The organism is Lentzea terrae (assembly GCF_003265345.1).
GTDB classification, from domain to species: Bacteria; Actinomycetota; Actinomycetes; order Mycobacteriales; family Pseudonocardiaceae; genus Lentzea; species Lentzea terrae.
This window is the reverse complement of the sequence record NZ_QFWW01000008.1, coordinates 345,303-362,748: the sequence shown is the minus strand read 5'-3', so window position 1 is coordinate 362,748 and position 17,446 is coordinate 345,303. Positions and strand designations below refer to the sequence as shown.

Below are 17,446 nucleotides of genomic sequence, written 5' to 3'. Positions count from 1 at the left end.
GATGCGGGACCTTCTCGAAGAGCTGTTCGACGCCCATCCCGGCGAGCTGCCCTACCTGGTGCACGACGGACATGTCGTGTCCCGTGCCGAGGTCCGCTCGGCCGTCGCCGAGGAAGCCAAGGTGTTCGGCGGTTTCGGCATCGGGGACGGCTCGACCGTCCTGGTGCAGGTGCCGCCGAGCCGCACCCAGGTCGAGGTGGTGTTCGCGCTGTGGTCGCTGGGCGCGCAGGTGATGCTGGTGGACCACCGGCTCGCACCAGCCGAAGTCGACGCGCTGCGTTCGTTGTGCCGCCCCGAGTTCACCGTCCGAGCCATGGCCGGTGGGCGGTTCGCGATGGCGTTCCAGCCCGCCTGCGAGGTGGTCACCGAGCACCACCGCGACGGTGAGCGGGCGACGACCGAGCACCGGCTGATCCAGTTCAGCTCGGGCTCTACCGGGCAACCGAAGGTGATCGGCCGGACACCGGCATCGCTGGCCGCGGAGGTCGAGCGGTTCACCCGGATCGACGGGATGCCCAGTGCGGGCGAACGGCTGCTGCTGCTCAGCTCGACCGCGCACAGCTTCGGGCTGATCGCCGGGCTGTTGCACTCGCTCGTGGCGGGCGTGGCCGTGGTGTTCACCCGGCGACTGTCCGCCAAGGACGTGCTCACCACCGCCGAGGAACACGAGGTGCACGTCATCTTCGGCACTCCCTTCCACTACGAACTGCTGACCACGGCGAAGTCCGTGCCCGCACTGCCCTCGCTGCGGGCGGCGGTGTCCGGTGGCGAGCTGATGAGCGACGGGCTCGCCGAGGCGTTCCTGGAACGCTTCGGTTTCCGCCTCGGCGACTCCTACGGCACCACCGAGACCGGTGTGATCGCGATGGACGTCAGCGGAACGTCCCGGCCGGCGGTCGGCCCGGCCGCACCCGGCATCGTGGTGCGGGTCAACCACGGCGAGCTGGAGGTGGAGCTGCCCGACGGCACCCCCTACCTGCGGGGGTCCGATGTGGACAGATACTCCGCCGGCTGGCTGCGCACGTACGACAGGGCCGAGCAGGACGAGCACGGGACCGTGCGACTGCTCGGCCGCAGCGACTCGCTGGTGGTGATCGGCGGGCTGAAGGTCGACCTGATCGAGGTCGAGTCCGTGCTGCGCCAGCACCCCCGGATCACCGACGTGGTGGTGATCCACGCCGAGTCCATCGAGGCGTACGTGGCCGCGGTGGAGGACGGCCCCGCCGCCGGGGAACTGGCGGGCTGGTGCCGCGACCGCCTGGCCGCCTACAAGGTCCCGAGGCTGATCCGGGTGCTGCCGGAACTGCCCCGCACCTCCAACGGGAAGTTGATCCGGCGCACGCAGGCCCTGCGCGAAGCCGTTTCCCAACCGTCCTGATTTCCCAACGCAGAAGGGTTGGCCCATGCCGACGCTGGAGAAAGAGATCCGCGACTTCATCCTCACCACGGTCGTGGAGGAGATGAACCACCCGATCGAGCCCGACCAGATGACCACCGAGAGCCCCCTGGGCAGCGGTGGGATCGACCTGGACTCGCTGAGCCTGATCGAGCTGACCATGCGCCTGGAACGCCGGTTCAACGTGCAGTTCCCGGAGACCGACATCGAGCCGCTCAGCGCGATGACGCTGGGCGAGCTGGCCGCCGTCACCGTGGAGCGGGGCGCCACGGCATGACCACGCGCGTGGAGATCACGACCGCAGTCGTGCGTGAACTGCTCTCCGACCCCAAGATCTTCCCCGACCTGCCGGCGGACCTCGACGAGGACGCCGAGCTGGCGCTGGACTCGTTGGCGCTGGTGTGGTTCCTGCACCAGCTCGGCACCAGGTACGACCTGGTGGTCGAGCCGGCGGACGAACACCTCACCGAGTTCGGATCGCTGCGCGGCATCACCGAGTACCTCAGCCAGGTGCAGGCGGGTGGATCCGGCGATGAGTGAGGTGGTGGTGACCGGGTTCGGGGTGCGGACGGCGTTCGGCCAGGGTGCGGACGCCCTCCGCCGCGGAGTTTTCGGTGGTGTGCCTGCATTCGCGCCCACCACGCGGTTCGACACCGGCCCGTACCGGACGCCGTTCGCCGCCACCACCGGGACCGACAAACCCGACCTGATGCGGGACGTGCTCGGCGAGTGCACCGACGAAGCCGTGGAGATGGCCGGCTTCACCGCGCACGACGACACGGCCGTGCTGGTCGGGACGTCGGGCGACTTCGCGGTGCTGACCCGGTTCTGGCGCGGCGAGGCCGGCGTCGAGGCGGCCGACACGGTCCCCGCGTGGCAGGCCGACCTGCTCGCCGCGCGGATCGGCGCCTCCTCCGGGCGGCGGCTGGCGTTCACCAACGCGTGCGTCGCCTCGGCGGCGGCGATCATCCACGCCTGCGGGCTGATCGCGTCCGGCCGGGTGGAGTCGGCCGTCTGCGCCGGGGCCTACCTCGTGGAGGAGGAGGTCTTCGCCAAGTTCGACTCGGGCCGGGCCATGTCGCGCGACGGCTTCGTCCGGCCGTTCAGCGCGGACCGCGGCGGAATGCTGCTGGGCGACGGTGTCGCGACCGTGGTGCTGGAGTCCGCGGAGGCGGTGCGACGCCGCGGTGGCCGGCCGCTCGCCGCGGTCGTGGGCTGGGGCGCGGGCTCCGACGCGCACCACGTCTCGCGGCCGCACCCGGACGGCGCCGGACTGGCCGCCGCGGCCCAGCGGGCACTGCGCCGCGCGGACGACCCCGACGGGCTGCGCATCGACTACGTGAACGCGCACGGCACCGCCACCAAGTTCAACGATCCCGCGGAGACCCGTGGCCTGCGCCGGGTGTTCGGCACGCGGGCCGACCAGGTGCCGGTCAGCTCCACGAAGAGCACGACCGGGCACATGCTGGAGGCCGCCGGGGTCGTGGAGTTCGTGATCACCTTGCTGGCGCTCACCGACGGCGTGCTGCCGCCGACGGCGAACTTCACCGAGGCCGACCCGGACTGCGACCTCGACTACGTGCCCAACGTGGCCCGCGACGCCGACGTGCGCCGCGCGTTGAACGTCAACGCGGCGTTCGGCGGGGTCAACACCGCACTCGTGCTGGAGCGCCGATGATCACCGCCAACCGCGCGGATCCCGTACCGGGGTTCGTGGAGTCCCCGTTCAACCCGCTGATCCACGAGGTCGCACGGCGCTGCCTGACCGAACGGCCCGGCGACGGCACGCGGACCGCGCTGCTGGTGGGCAGCACCGTCGGCGACTCGGGCACGACGGACCTGGCGAGCAGGTTGCTGATCAGCGGGCAGGTGAGCAACCCGCTGCTGTTCATGCAGGCCACCGCGAACGCGATCCTCGGCTACGTGAGCAAGGAGTTCGGGATCACCGGGCCGCTGATCGCGATGTCCGCGCTGACCGACCTCGGTTCCGCACTGCTCGACACCGCGCACGTCCTGCTGGACGACGAGGAACTGGACAGGGTTCTGGTCGTCGGCGTCGAACTGGCCGGGAGCGACCGCACCGCCGCGTTCTGCCGGGAGCTGGGGCTGGAGCAGCCCACCGAGGACTTCGCGGTCGCCCTGCTGGTCGACCGGGACACCTCGTTCGAGGACTCCGGCGGGTACGACCTCCGACAACTGGCTGAAGGACCAACACCATGATCAGCAAAGCGGAACGCGCACAGGTGCTGGCGGACGTGACGCTCGGCGCGGGCAACGTGATCCACCGGTTGAAGGCCTACGGCCGGCCGTTGGACGAGGAGGTCCTGCGGACCGACGGCACGTGGCAGGCGCCCGACGGCAGCTACCCGGCGGCGTTGACGCTCGGCGACCTGCACGCCGTCGTCGAGGTCTACGCGTCGTGGTTCCACGCCCAGGGGGTGAAACCGCGTGACATCGTGGCCGTCCAGACCCGGTCCAGCACCGAGTTCGCGGTCAACTACCTGGCGCTGACGTCGTTGGGCGCGATCCCGTCGCTGGTGAACGGCAACCTGCGCCCCGAGATCGCCCGCGAGTACATCCGCCGCCAGCGCGTGGTCGGTGCGGTGGCCGACGACGAGCACGCGCGGACCCTGGCCGACCTGGACCTCGGATTCCTTGTCACCGCAGGGGAAATCACTGGCGAGGGGCCGTTGCCGGAGAACTACCCGTACCGGCACCATCGCACCGACCCGATCATCATCTCGCACTCGTCCGGCACGACCGGGATGCCCAAAGGCGTGCCGCACACCCACGAAACCCTGCTGTACGCCCAGTTGTACCGGCTGAAGCTGTCGGTCGGCGACGCGATGGGCAGGCTGCTCGTGGCGATGCCCGGCTCGCACAACGCGGCGGTGTCGGTGATGTTGTTCGGCTTCCTGCTGCGCTCGCCGATGTTGCTGCTGTCGAGTCAGCGCGGCGCCGACGTGCTGGACGCGATCGAGGAGTTCCGGCCCACGACCGTCTTCGCGTTCGCCGGGACGTACGGCGAGATCGTCGCCGAGGACCTGGACGCGCGCGACCTGGAGAGCGTGGAGGCCTGGTACAACAGCGGGGACGCGATCCATGAGGCGTATGTGCGCGAGCTCGTCACGCGGGGCAGCCACGTGACCGTGAACGAGGACTTCCAACGCGTCCGGGTGCCAGGCTCGGTGTTCACCGACGGCCTCGGCTCGTCGGAAGCCGGCTACTCGATGTTCCACATCGGCCACCGGACGGGAAGTTCGACTTACGGCCGGTGCGTCGGCAAGCCGATCAGCTTCGCCGAGGCCGCCGTGCTGTCCGAGGACGGGCAACCGCTGCCCGCCGGCGTCGTCGGCAGGCTCGGGTTGCGCTCCCCCACGCTGACGCCGGGCTACTGGAACGACTCGCTGACGTTCTACCAGCTGCGGCTCGGCGGCTACTGGCTGACCGGCGACCTGGCCGTTCGGGACGAGGAGGGCAACTTCTACCACCTCGACCGCGTGCCGGACGCGATCAGGACGAGTGAGGGCATCGTCTTCAGCACCTGCACCGAAGAGCTGCTGCTGGCCGAACTCCCCGAGCTGGCCGACTGCACGGTGGTCGGCGTGGCGCCGGAGGGTGTGCGTGCGGACTGGGAGGGCGACGGCGTGGCGGACGCGTACGCGCTCCTGCAAGTCGCGGACGGTGGCCCGGACGATGCCAAGTGGACGGAGCTGGTCAACGATGCGTTGCGCGCCAAGGGTTTCCCACCCGTCACGCGAGCACTGCGGATGGACGCGGCCGACGTGATCAAGGGAGCGACCGGCAAGGTGCTCAAGCGGCTCATGCGCGAGCGGTTCTCCGAACAGCTCGCCGGAGGACGCGGATGACCACGATGAACGACCCGGACACCACGACCCGCGCGGAGCTGATGGACGTCTACCGCTCGTGGTGGCTGCATGACGCCCGCTGGTACCAGGGGGTGGCGAAGCGGTTCGGACCGGCCGTCGCGAACGAGATCAACGCGGAGGCGCTGCGGTTCGTGGCGACGAGTGTCGGCCGGAAGGTCGCGCGCCAGTTCGGCGGAAAACCCGCGCGGGACGTGGAAGAGCTGCGGCAGCGCTACGAGATGTGCGCCGACCGGACGTTCCCGCGCGAGCTGCGGGACCTCCAGGCGGTGGTGCTCGACGACGACGTGATCGAGGTCGTCATGCGGCAGAACTTCGCGGTCACCATGGTCCGGATGGCGGGTTCGCTCGAGGGCTACGAGTGCCCGTGCACCGAGGTGCACGCCGGGTGGTCGGACGGGCTGGGCGTGCCGCTCGCGGAGAACTGCTCGACCGGATGCCTGCGCTTCGGCGACCCGGCGTGCCGAATGCTGATCCGTGTCAAGCCAGAAGGAGTTCAGTCATGAGAGTTGTCGTCGCGGGCGCCACCGGGCTCATCGGGACCGCGCTGCTCCCGTTGCTGCGGGCCAAGGGGCACCACGTGACCGCGCTGGTGCGGGACGAGTCGAAAGCCGTGGCCGCCGACACCGTCGTCGCGGACGCGCTGGACCCGGTGGCCGTGCGCGGCGCGCTGCTCGCGGCCCGGCCGGACGTCGTGGTGCACCAGCTGACCGCGCTGCGGCAGATGAGCGCGGAAGCGTTCGAGACCACGGCGCGGCTGCGCACCGAGGGCACCGCGAACCTGATCATGGCGGCCAGGGAGGCCGGGGCCGCGAAGCTGGTGGTGCAGAGCATTTCCTTCGCCACGGCCCCACTCGGCGACCCCGTCCTGACCGAGGACGCGCCGCTGTACCTGGACGCACCGGATCCGGGGTGGGCGAGAACCGTGCAGGCCGTGGCCGAGATGGAACGACTGGTGCTGGGCACACCGGACATCGCGGGCACGATCCTGCGCTACGGCACGTTGTTCGGCCCGCAGACGCAGTACGACCCCGCCGGCCCGTTCGGTGCCATGATCGGCAGGGGCCAGATCCCGATCCCGTCGACCGCCACGGGCGTGACGTCGTTCCTGCACGTCCAGGACGCCGCACTGGCCGCTCTGTCCGCTGTGGACAGTGACGTCACCGGCGTGTTCAACATCGCCGACGACGAACCGGCGGAGGGTGCGACGTGGCTGCCCGAGTACGCGCGGCTGCTCGGCGGCCCGCCGCCGCGCCAAATTCCGTCCGACCTGGCCGAGAAGGCGTTGGGGTGGTTCGCGAACTACCAGCTCACCGCCATGCGCGGCGCGCGAACGGACCGGGCGCGCACGGAACTGGGCTGGAAGCCGACGGTGTCCTGGCGCCACGGCCTGGCCTCCGGGTGAGCGCTCTGCGGATCTGCCTGGTCGGGGCCGGGCCGCGCGGAACCTCGGTGCTGGAACGGATCTGCGCCAACGCCGACGGCCGCGCGGTCGAGGTGCACGTCGTGGATCCGTTCCCGCCGGGACCGGGCGGGGTGTGGCGCACCGGGCAGTCCGGTCATCTGCTGATGAACACGGTCGCCTCGCAGATCAGCCTGTTCACCGACGACAGCGTCCCGTGCGAGGGGCCTGTGGTGCCGGGGCCCAGCTTGTACGAGTGGGCGCGGACGGCCGGCTGCGCACTCGGTCCGGACGACTACCCGACCAGGGCGTTCTACGGCCGGTACCTGCGCTGGGTGTTCCACCGGCTGGTCACCACCGCGCCGGAGTCGATCACCGTTGTCGTGCACACCGGCACTGCGGTAGCCCTGGACGACGCTGACGGGCAGCAAACCGTCACGCTGCTCGACGGCACCCGCCTGACCGGGATGGACGCGGTCGTGCTGGCACTCGGCCACGGTCCGCTGGCGCGCAGCCGTGAGCAGGCCGAGAACCGCCGGTTCGCGTTGCGGCACAAGCTCTGCCACATCGAGCCCGCCAACCCGGCCGATGTCGACCTGAGCCCGATCACGCCGGGCATGGCCGTCGCGGTCCAAGGCGTCGGCCTGAACTTCTTCGACTACCTGGCACTGCTCACCGCTGGCCGTGGCGGTGCGTTCGAGCAGACCCCCGAAGGTCTGCGCTACCTCCCGTCCGGCCGGGAACCGGTGCTGTACGTGGGTTCTCGCCGCGGCATGCCGTACCACGCGCGCGGCGAGAACCAGAAGGGTGCGCACGGCAGGCACCACCCGTACTTCCTCACCGAGTTGGTCATCGCGAACCTGCGCAAGCGCGCCGACTCCGGCGAGCCGGTCGGTTTCCGCGAAGCGGTGTGGCCGTTGGTGGATCGAGAGGTCCGCGCCGTCTACTACAGCCTGGTCGTCAAGGCCGGGCGCGACGACACGGCGTCGCAGGCGTTCCTCCAGTCGTTCGTGCAAGGCATCCCGGACGACGACGAACGACTGCTGGACCAGTACGGGGTCACCGAACGGTGGGACTGGGACCGCATCGAGCGGCCGCAGGGCGACCGGGTGTTCGCCGACCGCGCCGAGTTCCGCGGCTGGCTGCTCGACCACCTGCGCGACGACGTGCGGGAGGCGCGGCTGGGCAACCTGTCCAGCCCGCTCAAGTCGGCACTGGACGTGCTGCGGGATCTGCGCAACGAGATCCGGCTCGTGGTGGACCACAGCGGGATCAGCGGCGACTCCTACCGTCACGAGCTGGAGGGTTGGTACAACCCGCTCAACGCGTTCACCTCGATCGGCCCACCGGTGCGGCGGATCGAGGAGATGATCGCGCTGGTCGAGGCGGGCGTGCTGCACGTGGTCGGCCCGCGGATCCGGATCCGCCGCCACACCACCGAAGGCGTGTTCCTGGTCGACTCCCAGGCGGTCCCCGGCCCGCCCGTCCGCTGCCGCGCCCTCATCGAGGCCCGGCTGCCGGACATCGACCTGCGGCGCAGCGCCAACCCGCTGTTGCGCTACCTGCTCACCACCGGCCAGTCCCAGCCCTACCACGTCGGCGGCTACGAGAGCGGCGGCCTGGCCGTGACCGGACGCCCGTACCGACTTGTCGACCGCGCCGGTCTGGCGCACCCGGCCAGGTTCGCGTTCGGCGTGCCCACCGAAGGCGTGCACTGGGTGACGGCGGCGGGCATCCGTCCCGGCGTCGGCTCGGTGACGCTGGAGGACTCCGACGCCATCGCCAGAGCAGTGCTGACCGTCCACACCCAGCACAGGAGCGTGAACGCATGAGCCGCACCGATTCCGGCCTGCTCGCCCCGACGTGGGCCGGCACGCCGGCCGAAGCCGCCACGTGCGACGAGGCGTGGCTGAGCGCGATGTTGGAGGTGGAGGCGGCGCTGGCCCGCAGCCAGGCCCGGCTGGGCCTGATTCCCGCCGCACACGCCCTGGTGATCACCAAAGCCGCCGAGGCGGGCGGCCTCGACGTCGTCGCCCTGGCCAGGGCCGCCCGCGCGGCCGCGAACCCCGTGGTGGCGCTGGTCCCCGCGTTCACCGCGCTGGTGGCCGCCGTGGACCCGGAGGCCGCCGAGTACGTGCACCGCGGCTCCACCAGCCAGGACGTGCTCGACTCCGCCGCGATGCTGATCGCCCGCCGCGTGCTGGCCCAGATCGACGGCGACCTGAGCCGGGTGGCCGCTGCGCTGGCCGCGACGGCGGAGGAGCACCGCGACACCCTGGTCGCGGGCCGGACGCTGACCCAGCACGCCGTGCCCACGACGTTCGGCCTGAAAGCGGCGGGCTGGCTGCAACTGGTGCTGGACGCACTGGCGAAGGTCCGTTCCGTGGCGTGCGCGGGCCTGCCCGCCTCGCTGGGAGGCGCGGCGGGAACCCTGGCCGCGTATGGCGAGTTCGCCAGGCAGGCAGGCCGCCCGGCACTGGACGGGTGTGAGTTGATCGCCCCCTTCGCCGAGGAACTGGGCTTGGCCGAACCCGTGCTGCCCTGGCACACCGTGCGCACCCCGATCGCGGATCTGGGCGCGGTGCTCAGCTTCGTCGCCGGGGCGCTGGGCAAGTTCGCGGTGGACGTGCAGACGCTCTCCCGCACCGAGATCGGCGAGGTCACCGAACCCGCGGCCGACGGCAGGGGCGCGTCATCCGCCATGCCGCAGAAGCGAAACCCGGTCCTGGCAACGCTCATCCTGTCCGCCGGCCGGCAGGTCCCCGCCCTCGCACTGGTGCTGGCGCAGTCGATGATCGCCGAGGACGAGCGTCCGGCCGGTGCGTGGCACACCGAGTGGCAAGCACTGCGCGAGGCCTTGCGGCTGGCGGGCGGAGCGGCGTTCACCGCGGCGGAACTGGCGGAAGGCCTGGAAGTCCACCCCGACCGGATGCGGGCGAACATCGAACTGACCCATGGCGCCGTCGTCGCCGAACGGCTGGCGGTGGCCCTGACCCCCGAGCTGGGCAAGGCCCGGGCCAAGGCGTTGCTCACCAGGGCGTCCACCACACCGGGGTCGACGTTCGGCGAGGTCCTGCGCACCCTGCCGGAGCTGGCGGGCCTCGACCTGGACGACCTGCTCGACCCGGCCCGCTACACCGGCGCCGCGGGCCCGCTGGTGGACCGGGTGCTGCTCCGCTACCGCAGCTACACCGGTCTTTGACTTCTCCCTGTCCTGAAGGGCAGGGATCCCACCCGCCGTGTGGCGGGTAGCGCTCACGCGCTGTGCCTCGCGGCGCGGGGTTCCTGTTTCACTGCCGATCGCGGAAGGGAGGGCCCTTGCCGTCTGACATCAGCTCCGCAGGCATCACCCGAGACAGTGCCTCGGGCTACGGCTCGACCAGCCGCAAGGATGTTCTTGGCCGCGTTGAGGTCCCGGTCGTGCCGGGTGCGACAGCTCGGACACGTCCAGTGCCGGGTGGACAAAGCAAGCCTTGCGAGCACGTGCCCGCAGGCCGAGCAGGTCTTGCTGGACGGGAACCAGCGGTCGATCACGACCAGCGTGCGACCGGCGCGATCGCACTTGTACCCCAGCTGCCTGCGGAACTCACCCCAGCCCGCATCGGAGATGGCGCGGGCGAGGTGGCGGTTGCGCACCATGTTCTGGACCGACAGGTCCTCGATCGCGATCACGTCGGCCGAGCGCACCAGGCCCGTGGTGGTGCGGTGCAGGAAGTCCTGCCGGGCGGTGCGGACCTTGCGGTGCGCGCGGGCGACCTTGGCCTGCTGCGCCGCGAACACACCCCGTACCGGCGCCAGCTGCGGGTCTCGGTTCAGCAGTTCCAGGTACCGGGTCAGCTGCTCCACGCCGTCGAAATCTTGGAAGGATTCCGGAATTGAACACCGTGAACCCGATCACCACCTTGCGCCCCGACGCCACCATCTCGGAGCAGTACCGCAAGGAGGGCCACTGGCGCTCCGGCACCATCCTGGACGACCTGGCGCGGTGGCGTGCCGAGACTCCAGACGCCCCCGCGCTTCTCGTGTCGGAGGCCGGCCGGGGCACCCTGGAGCTGAGCTACGCGCAGTACGCCGAGTACGTGGACCGCTTCGCCGGCGCGCTGCACGCGCTGGGGGTGCGCAGCGGTCAGGTCGTCGCGATGCAGCTGCCGAACATCTGGCAGGTCGGACCGCTGGTGCTGGCCTGTGCCCGGCTCGGGGCCGTCGCGGCGCCGATCATGTGCGCGTTCCGCCCCCGTGAGCTGGAGCGGATGCTCCGCCGGCTGGATGTCGTCGTCTGCGTGACCGTCGATCAGTGGGACAACTTCGACCACGCGGCGGCGCTGGCCGAGATGGCACCCAGGCTGCCCGCACTGCGTCACCGCGTGGTGCTCGGCGAGCGGACCACCGGCGAACGAACTACAGGCGGCGAAGTCGGCTTCCGCGAGTACTTCGAGCAGACGGAGCACGACATCCTGCCGGATCCGTCCATTGTGGACCCGGACCGGGTCTCCCTGGTGCTGTTCACCTCCGGTACCTCCGGCGAGCCGAAGGCCGTCCTGCACACCCTCAACACCTCGTACGCCTGGTACGCCCCCGTGGCGGCCGCCGACGGCATCGGCCAGGACAGCCGCGTCTACTCACCGAACGCGGCAACGCACATCGTCGGCCTCAACCTGGGCATCTTCCTGCCGTTGCACCGCGGGGCCTGCGCGGTCGTGACGGACCGCTGGGAGCCGGAGGCCGTCATCCCCTTCCTGGCCCGGGCCCGGGTCAGCTGGATGGTCATCGTCCCGGTCTTCCTCTCCGTCCTGATCGACGCGATGGAACGCACGTCGCAGCGACTGCCCACGGTGCGGATCATCCGCGCGGGAGGCACGATCGTCCCGCAGCCGCTGTTCCGGCGAGTGACCGAGACCTTCGGAATCCCGCTGGACGTGGGCTGGGGCATGACGGAGGGCGCCACCACCTTCACCCGCACCGGAGAGCACCCGGAGCTGGCCGGCCGCACCGTCGGGCGCGGTGCCCCTGGCCACGAGATCGACCTGCGAGCCGACCACCCGATCAGCGACGATCGACCTGGGCGCCTCTACGTCCGCAGCCCTTCGCTGTGCCTGGCCACCTGGGGCCGGGACGACGGCCGGCTGACCGTGCTCACCGAGCACGACGACGGCTGGTACGACACCGGTGACCTGGCGGCGCCGGACGGCCACGGCGGCATCCGCCTGCACGGCCGCGCCGAGGACCGGATCGGCGTCATCATGATCCCGGTCAGCGACGTCGAGTCGGTGCTGCTGGACCACCCCGACGTGCGGGACGTCGCCCTGGTCGGCTACCCGGACGGCCACGGCGGCGAACTCGCCTGCGCGGTCGTCGTACCGGGACGGGGAACGCCCACCCTCGACGGCCTGCGCGACTGGCTCGACGGGCTCGGCATGAGCGAGTGGTGCCAGCCGTCCCGCCTGGAGCTCCTACCCCAACTGCCGCGCAACGAGACCGGCAAGGTGCGCAAGAACCTGCTCCGGGAACGGCTTCGGTCGTGTTCAGCCGACTGAGGAGGATGGTCGGGTCGCTCGGGCGACCCGACCATCAGGCTCCTCATGACCTACGACGCCAGGCGGGCCGTGGTGACGAAGAAGGTCGCCGTCGCGGTGAAGGCGTTCCGGCGGGACAGATCGCCCAGGTCGTCCTTCCACCGCGCCGCCGCCGCCTCGCTGACGACGCCCCGGGTGAGAGCCGCCGTCAGGGCCGGCTCCAGCACCACGCCGAACGCGGACGCATGGTCGTTCAGGCTCGCCATGACGGGAACGACGGAGATGTCGGTGAATCCGGCGTCGGCGAGGTGGTAGGCGTTGTGGGTGCCGGCGTGGGGATTCGGGACGGCCGAGCAGAACGCGTCCTTGACCGCGTCGGTCGTCTCCGGGATCCGCGAACTCACCACCATCGACGCGAGATCAGGGTCCGCGAGCACGATCGTCCCGCCCGGCCTCAGCACTCTGCGGGCCTCGGACAGCGCCGCGGCGGGATCGGGGAAGTGCAGGAAGGTCCGCTCGGACCGGTACCACGACAGTTCAGCGTCCTCGAAGGGCAACTCGAAGGCGCTGCCCCTGACGACGTGACAGTGCGGGAACCGGGCCAGGGCCGCGTCGACCATGGCCTGACTGCTGTCGACCCCCACGGCGTCCTTCCCGAGCTGGACGAGATCCGCGACGGCGCGTCCGGCGCCGCACCCGATGTCCGCTCCCCTGCTCCCGGCGGCCTCCACGGCGCGATAGGTGGCCTCTCGCACCGCGCGGCCGCTCTCGCTCTCCTCCATCTTCCGCAGATAGGCGATGAAGTCCTCGGGAACGGCGGAGGAATCGACGTCATGAAATTGTGCGGCAATGCTTTCGGCGGTGCGTGGTCCGATGGTATCCACGTGCTGCTGTCTCCCGTCAGGAGGTACCTGATGTTTCAGCGCTATGCGGTTTCGCAAGATTTACCGACAGCCCCAACTTAGCGTATTTGCACGGGAGTTGACAGTGATTCGAGAGGACAAAACGCTCCAGGAAATCGGCCGAGCAGATCGAGTTGGAGATACTGCGTCACCGTAACGCGAAACTAGAGGCAGACCTGACGAAAACCCGATTGGCGCTGGCCATCGCGGCAAAAGCGCACGCACTCTTGGAAGAACTCTTCGACAGTGCGGACAACAGAGAAGCGGGCCGGCCTGACCATGCCCTCATTTCGTGCCCACTCCGATGTTGAGCGGGGCGGTGAGAATTGCCGGGCCGGTGTCGGCGAACCGTTCGCGGACCATGCCGTCGAGCACCCGGACGATGTCCTCGCGCTGCTCGTCGGTGAAGCCCGCGACGAGCGCTCCGGGGATCGGGTTTCCGCCGAGGCACCAGTTCCACAGCTGCCGCCCGGTGCGCACCTCGATCCGCTCCTGGTGGTTCGTGTCGACGGTGACGTCGGTCAGGCCCGCGTCGGTCAGTCGCCGGCGCAGCACGTCCGGGTCCGCCACCTGGAACTCGAGCAGGGGCTCGTCCTCGGCGGGGCCCTCGAACTCGGGGACGACCGCCTGCACCGCGGCGATGAAGAAGTGCAGTGCCTCGAACGCGACCGGGTCGCCGTAGGCGATGAGGAGCACGCGGCCGCCGGGCTTGGTCACCCGGACCATCTCCCGCAGCGCCGCCGCCTGATCCGGGACCAGCATGACGCCGAACTGCGAGCCCGTGACGTCGTAGGTGTCATCGGGGATGTCGAGCCGGTGGCAGTCCATCACGCGCCCCTCGGCGTCCAGGTCTTCGGCCGCCGCCCGCGCGGTGAAGTGGTCGATCATCCTGGGCGACCAGTCGGTTGCCAGCACCTTCGCGCCGAGGCGTGCCGCGGGCAGGCTCAGTCCGCCGGTGCCGGCGGCGACGTCGAGGAACGTGTCGCCCGCCCTGACTCCCGCGAGCCGCAGTCCGGCGAGAGCCAGCTCGGACTCGCCGGGTGTGACGTGCTCGTCGTACCGCGCGGCGATCGCGTCCCACGCCTCGACCGGTGCGCTGTGCTCGGCTTGCTGTGTCGTCTCGTGCCGCACGTCCGTCATGTCGAACTCCTTTCCGGTTTCCCCTCGCACCGGACGTTAGGAGCGGCAAGACCGATCGGCTTCGGGCGAACGACCCAGACGCCCTCGCGAGGGCGTGGGTAGTTCTGTCCACGCGCGCCGTCTCAGATCAGGGCGTGCTCGTAGGCGTAGGCGGTGGCCGCCGCGCGGGAAGGTACTCGGATCTTGGTGAAGCAGTTGCTCACGTGGCGGGCGACGGTCTTCTCCGACAGGCCGAGCTGCTTGGCTATCGCGCGGTTCGTCCGACCGGCCGCGACCAGCCTCAGCACCTCCACCTCACGTGCGGTCAGACCGCCGTGGGCCTTCCCGTGCGGCAACGCCGTGAGTGCTTCGAGTCGTTCGACATCCGGTGTGGCCCCGAGCTGCTCGAAGACCGCCCGCGCGCCGCGGAGCTCCATCGCGGACGACTCGGGGTCGTCGAGCGCGCGGCAGGCCAGCCCGATGAGCACCCGGACACGTGCGGTCTCGTGCGGTGCGTCCAGCTCGCGCCACGCCGACGCGGCGCGGCGCAGTTCGGGCAACGCTCTGGCCGTGTCGCCTTCGGCGAGCAGGACCGCTCCCCTGGCCGACGCCGCCATCGCGGCCAGGTACGGAGTGTCGAGCGCAGCAGCGACGCCTGCGAGTTCGTCGGCTCCCGCACGGGCCGCCGGCACGTCCCCGGCGGCGATCATGACCTCGACGTGGGCGGACAGCACCCGCGACCGCGCGGACGGGTCCTCGGTTTCGGCGATGACGCGGCGCATCACGGCGGCCGCCACGTCGACGCGTCCCTGCGCCAGCCTGAGCAGCGCGAGGCCCGGCTCAGGCCGGCGGCCGGTCTCAGCCGCCTTGCGGTAGCTCTCCTCAGCCGCCGCGAACTCGCCGCGCAGCCGTTGCAGCTCGCCGAGCTGGTAATGCGCCGCGCCCAGGGTGTCCCACTCGACCGGGCCGGACAGCAGGGCGCACGCCTGCTCGGCGGCCTGCGTCGCGTCGTTCCACGCGCCCTGCAGCTGCATCAGTTCGCACCGGTGGACCAGGCAGTTGCCCCGGTACGGGACGAGGTCGGGCTGCGAGTCGCACCACCGGGTGAGCGCCGCGGTCCATTCGCGGGCGCGGCGCAGGTCGAACAGGTCCGCGCAGGCCGCGATCACGGTGCAGTACACGATCCCTGCGTACATCGGCGTGACTTCACCGGACATCACCCCGGCCATGACCTCGTCGAGCAGACCGACACCTGGGGCGACGTCGCCCAGCATGACCAGGCACATGCCCTGGCCCAGCCGCGACATCGTCACCAGGTCCACGTCGCCGAAGCGGCGGCCGATCTCGACGCTCTCGATGAACGCCGGCTGCGCCGTCGCGGGGTCTCCGCCCCACATCCGCACGAACGCGTTCCACGTCAGCAGCCACGCGTGTTCGGCGCACTCGCCGCAGCCTTCGAGCACGCGTGCGGCCCGGGCGAACCACCCCATCCCGGGCGCGGTCTCGCCTCGGAACATCAGACCGGCGCCGATCAACACGGCGTTACGCGCGGCGCGCCGCGGATCATCACGCAGGAGGGCCTCGTGCTGGGCCCGCGTCCACACACGCGTGGCCACCTCGTCATTGCCCGTGAGATACGCGGCGAGCGCGAATCGCTCGAGGTCGTCGAGGCCGAGAGGCGTATCCGCGTCGGCAGCCGCGAACCGCGCGTACGCCACGCCCCATGACCCCTGCGCGAAGGACGTCCGCCCACGCTCGAGCTCCTCGGTCGCCATCGCTCCATTGTGGTCGTGCAGCCTCGCCCCGGCAGCGCGCGACCGGGACCAATGCACGCCAAGCATCAATGCATCGGACATTGCTGTTGGACCACGCGCAGAACCCGGCAGCAAACTCAGGGCCACGCCGCAGCTCGACGACGAGACGAGGGCCCATGAGAGGAATTTCCAGGCGCACCGCGCTCGCTCTGGCCGCAGGCGTGGCCGCTGCCCCGGCCGTTCGCACCGCGACGGCGTCGGCCGCGACAACACCGCGGCCGACGGCGTCCGGGCTCAACCCGGTCGTGCGCGCCGATCTCATCACCACCGTGACGCCGAGCGGCGGCTGGCGCGTGACCGCAGTGGCCATCCGGTACGCGAACCTCATCGACCTGCGCGGCGGCACGATCCCCCTGACCGCGTTCCACGTCACCGCCACCGTGCAGCGGCAAACCGCGCCGCGCACCGTGACCAGGGTCTACTCGAACACCAAGGCAGAAGTGGCCGATCGCGGCCGGCCGGGCGACCACCTGATCATCGAACTGGCCGCGAGCGACGCCAACGCGTCCGCCGCCGGCACCGACCCGTTTCCGCTCGACCGCGCCTACACGGTCCGGCAGCTGGCGGACCTGACGACTCCGGCGGGTGGCGTTGTTCTCCCCGCGAGCCCTCTCGCGGTCCGCAACGACGGCGTGCGCAACCCCGTGGTCGACGACTTCACCGCGGGCTCGTTCGTCGACTCTGCCGGTTTCGAACTGGACTACCGGCTCTGCCAGCCGGTGGACCTCCTGAGGAACACCCGGTACCCGCTGGTCGTCACCCTGCACGGCGGCGGCGAGGTCGCCGACAACAACATGACCCAGCTGACCGCCAACCGGGTCGCCGTCACGTTCGCCAAGCCCGAACGGCGGCGCAGGCATCCGGCGTTCGTGCTCTCGCCGCAGATCCCGTTGCCGCGCCCGATGGAGGGACCCGACGGCACGGACTGGACCGACCCGCGCGTGCAGCGGGCAACCGTCGAGCTCGTCGACACGGTCACGGCCCGGTACCCGGTCGACACCGAGCGGATCTACGTCGTTGGCCTGTCCTCTGGCGGCCGCGGCGTGTTCAGCCTGCTGCCGCAGTACCCCGGCAAGTTCGCGGCGGCCGTTGCCACCGCGGGCTGGGGCAATCAGTCCACAATGGAACGCATGGTCGACGTCCCGCTGTGGGCCGACCACTCGGTGGACGACCCGATCGTGCCGTACCGCGAGGGCCGGTTCGGCAAGCCCGGCACCTGGACGCTGATGAACGCGCTCGAAGCGGCGGGCGCGAAGGTGACGCGCGGCGAGTGGGCCAACAACCTGCCGAAGGCGGAGTTCGAGGCACGGTCACGGGAACTGCTGCGCAGGCACGAGCGACCGGCAGCCACGTCCTGTTCACCAGCTACCCGGTGGGGACGACGGAGGTGAACCCCCACTTCTCGTGGGCGCA

15 protein-coding genes and 1 pseudogene are annotated in these 17,446 nt (G+C 70.8%); 12 read left to right on the top strand and 4 right to left on the bottom strand.

The window, feature by feature from the left end; all coding sequences use genetic code 11:
• The first annotated feature begins 1 nt into the window (after window position 1).
• The 10 genes from DI276_RS15970 to DI276_RS15925 are packed head-to-tail and all read left to right on the top strand — an operon-like array spanning window position 2 to window position 9,887.
• Window positions 2-1,378 (top strand): class I adenylate-forming enzyme family protein, encoded by a 1,377-nt coding sequence (locus DI276_RS15970; RefSeq protein WP_112264118.1) that lies wholly within the window; start codon window positions 2-4, stop codon window positions 1,376-1,378.
• Between the two features lie 25 nt (window positions 1,379-1,403).
• On the top strand, window positions 1,404-1,673 hold the full coding sequence (locus DI276_RS15965; RefSeq protein WP_112264117.1) for an acyl carrier protein: 270 nt from the start codon (window positions 1,404-1,406) through the stop codon (window positions 1,671-1,673).
• Complete coding sequence (locus DI276_RS15960) at window positions 1,670-1,936, top strand: acyl carrier protein (protein WP_112264116.1); 267 nt, start codon at window positions 1,670-1,672, stop codon at window positions 1,934-1,936. The genes DI276_RS15965 and DI276_RS15960 overlap by 4 nt, the downstream gene beginning before the upstream one ends.
• Complete coding sequence (locus tag DI276_RS15955; protein ID WP_112264115.1) at window positions 1,929-3,074, top strand: beta-ketoacyl-[acyl-carrier-protein] synthase family protein; 1,146 nt, start codon at window positions 1,929-1,931, stop codon at window positions 3,072-3,074. The genes DI276_RS15960 and DI276_RS15955 overlap by 8 nt, the downstream gene beginning before the upstream one ends.
• A complete protein-coding gene (locus tag DI276_RS15950) occupies window positions 3,071-3,616 on the top strand; it encodes a beta-ketoacyl synthase N-terminal-like domain-containing protein (protein ID WP_112264114.1) in 546 nt (181 codons plus the stop codon). The genes DI276_RS15955 and DI276_RS15950 overlap by 4 nt, the downstream gene beginning before the upstream one ends.
• Complete coding sequence (locus DI276_RS15945) at window positions 3,613-5,265, top strand: class I adenylate-forming enzyme family protein (RefSeq protein WP_112264113.1); 1,653 nt, start codon at window positions 3,613-3,615, stop codon at window positions 5,263-5,265. Before DI276_RS15950 ends, DI276_RS15945 begins: the two co-directional genes overlap by 4 nt.
• Complete coding sequence (locus DI276_RS15940; protein ID WP_112264112.1) at window positions 5,262-5,789, top strand: hypothetical protein; 528 nt, start codon at window positions 5,262-5,264, stop codon at window positions 5,787-5,789. The genes DI276_RS15945 and DI276_RS15940 overlap by 4 nt, the downstream gene beginning before the upstream one ends.
• The gene (locus DI276_RS15935; RefSeq protein ID WP_112264111.1) at window positions 5,786-6,688 is read left to right on the top strand and encodes an NAD-dependent epimerase/dehydratase family protein; all 903 of its coding nucleotides are present in this window, start codon (window positions 5,786-5,788) and stop codon (window positions 6,686-6,688) included. The genes DI276_RS15940 and DI276_RS15935 overlap by 4 nt, the downstream gene beginning before the upstream one ends.
• Window positions 6,685-8,517, top strand: coding sequence for an FAD/NAD(P)-binding protein (locus tag DI276_RS15930; RefSeq protein WP_112264110.1), 1,833 nt, complete (start codon window positions 6,685-6,687; stop codon window positions 8,515-8,517). The genes DI276_RS15935 and DI276_RS15930 overlap by 4 nt, the downstream gene beginning before the upstream one ends.
• Window positions 8,514-9,887, top strand: coding sequence for a class-II fumarase/aspartase family protein (locus DI276_RS15925; RefSeq protein ID WP_112264109.1), 1,374 nt, complete (start codon window positions 8,514-8,516; stop codon window positions 9,885-9,887). Before DI276_RS15930 ends, DI276_RS15925 begins: the two co-directional genes overlap by 4 nt.
• Window positions 9,888-9,940: 53 nt before the next feature.
• Here the strand turns inward: DI276_RS15925 and DI276_RS15920 are convergent.
• A pseudogene (locus tag DI276_RS15920) lies at window positions 9,941-10,543 on the bottom strand (RNA-guided endonuclease TnpB family protein); the annotation flags it as partial.
• Between the two features lie 26 nt (window positions 10,544-10,569).
• Between DI276_RS15920 and DI276_RS15915 the strand changes: the two are divergent.
• Window positions 10,570-12,219, top strand: a complete 1,650-nt coding sequence (locus tag DI276_RS15915) for an AMP-binding protein (RefSeq protein WP_232836706.1) — start codon at window positions 10,570-10,572, stop codon at window positions 12,217-12,219.
• A gap of 50 nt (window positions 12,220-12,269) precedes the next feature.
• Here the strand turns inward: DI276_RS15915 and DI276_RS15910 are convergent, their stop codons facing one another.
• From DI276_RS15910 to DI276_RS15900, 3 genes are all read right to left on the bottom strand, one after another.
• A complete protein-coding gene (locus tag DI276_RS15910; protein ID WP_157984737.1) occupies window positions 12,270-13,082 on the bottom strand; it encodes a methyltransferase domain-containing protein in 813 nt (270 codons plus the stop codon).
• A 303-nt stretch (window positions 13,083-13,385) separates the two neighbouring features.
• Window positions 13,386-14,240 (bottom strand): class I SAM-dependent methyltransferase, encoded by an 855-nt coding sequence (locus DI276_RS15905; RefSeq protein WP_112264106.1) that lies wholly within the window; start codon window positions 14,238-14,240, stop codon window positions 13,386-13,388.
• 122 nt (window positions 14,241-14,362) lie between these two features.
• The gene (locus DI276_RS15900; protein WP_112264105.1) at window positions 14,363-15,994 is read right to left on the bottom strand and encodes a LuxR C-terminal-related transcriptional regulator; all 1,632 of its coding nucleotides are present in this window, start codon (window positions 15,992-15,994) and stop codon (window positions 14,363-14,365) included.
• A 155-nt stretch (window positions 15,995-16,149) separates the two neighbouring features.
• Here DI276_RS15900 and DI276_RS15895 point away from each other — a divergent pair, with 155 nt between their 5' ends.
• Complete coding sequence (locus DI276_RS15895) at window positions 16,150-17,424, top strand: alpha/beta hydrolase-fold protein (protein ID WP_198680658.1); 1,275 nt, start codon at window positions 16,150-16,152, stop codon at window positions 17,422-17,424.
• The last annotated feature ends 22 nt before the right edge of the window (window positions 17,425-17,446 follow it).

Coding starts and splice junctions, on each gene's coding strand:
- DI276_RS15970 (WP_112264118.1), top strand. CDS start 2: ATGCGGGACCTTCTCGAAGAGCTGTTCGACGCCCATCCCGGCGAGCTG.
- DI276_RS15965 (WP_112264117.1), top strand. CDS start 1,404: ATGCCGACGCTGGAGAAAGAGATCCGCGACTTCATCCTCACCACGGTC.
- DI276_RS15960 (WP_112264116.1), top strand. CDS start 1,670: ATGACCACGCGCGTGGAGATCACGACCGCAGTCGTGCGTGAACTGCTC.
- DI276_RS15955 (WP_112264115.1), top strand. CDS start 1,929: ATGAGTGAGGTGGTGGTGACCGGGTTCGGGGTGCGGACGGCGTTCGGC.
- DI276_RS15950 (WP_112264114.1), top strand. CDS start 3,071: ATGATCACCGCCAACCGCGCGGATCCCGTACCGGGGTTCGTGGAGTCC.
- DI276_RS15945 (WP_112264113.1), top strand. CDS start 3,613: ATGATCAGCAAAGCGGAACGCGCACAGGTGCTGGCGGACGTGACGCTC.
- DI276_RS15940 (WP_112264112.1), top strand. CDS start 5,262: ATGACCACGATGAACGACCCGGACACCACGACCCGCGCGGAGCTGATG.
- DI276_RS15935 (WP_112264111.1), top strand. CDS start 5,786: ATGAGAGTTGTCGTCGCGGGCGCCACCGGGCTCATCGGGACCGCGCTG.
- DI276_RS15925 (WP_112264109.1), top strand. CDS start 8,514: ATGAGCCGCACCGATTCCGGCCTGCTCGCCCCGACGTGGGCCGGCACG.
- DI276_RS15905 (WP_112264106.1), bottom strand. CDS start 14,240: ATGACGGACGTGCGGCACGAGACGACACAGCAAGCCGAGCACAGCGCA.
- DI276_RS15900 (WP_112264105.1), bottom strand. CDS start 15,994: ATGGCGACCGAGGAGCTCGAGCGTGGGCGGACGTCCTTCGCGCAGGGG.
- DI276_RS15895 (WP_198680658.1), top strand. CDS start 16,150: ATGAGAGGAATTTCCAGGCGCACCGCGCTCGCTCTGGCCGCAGGCGTG.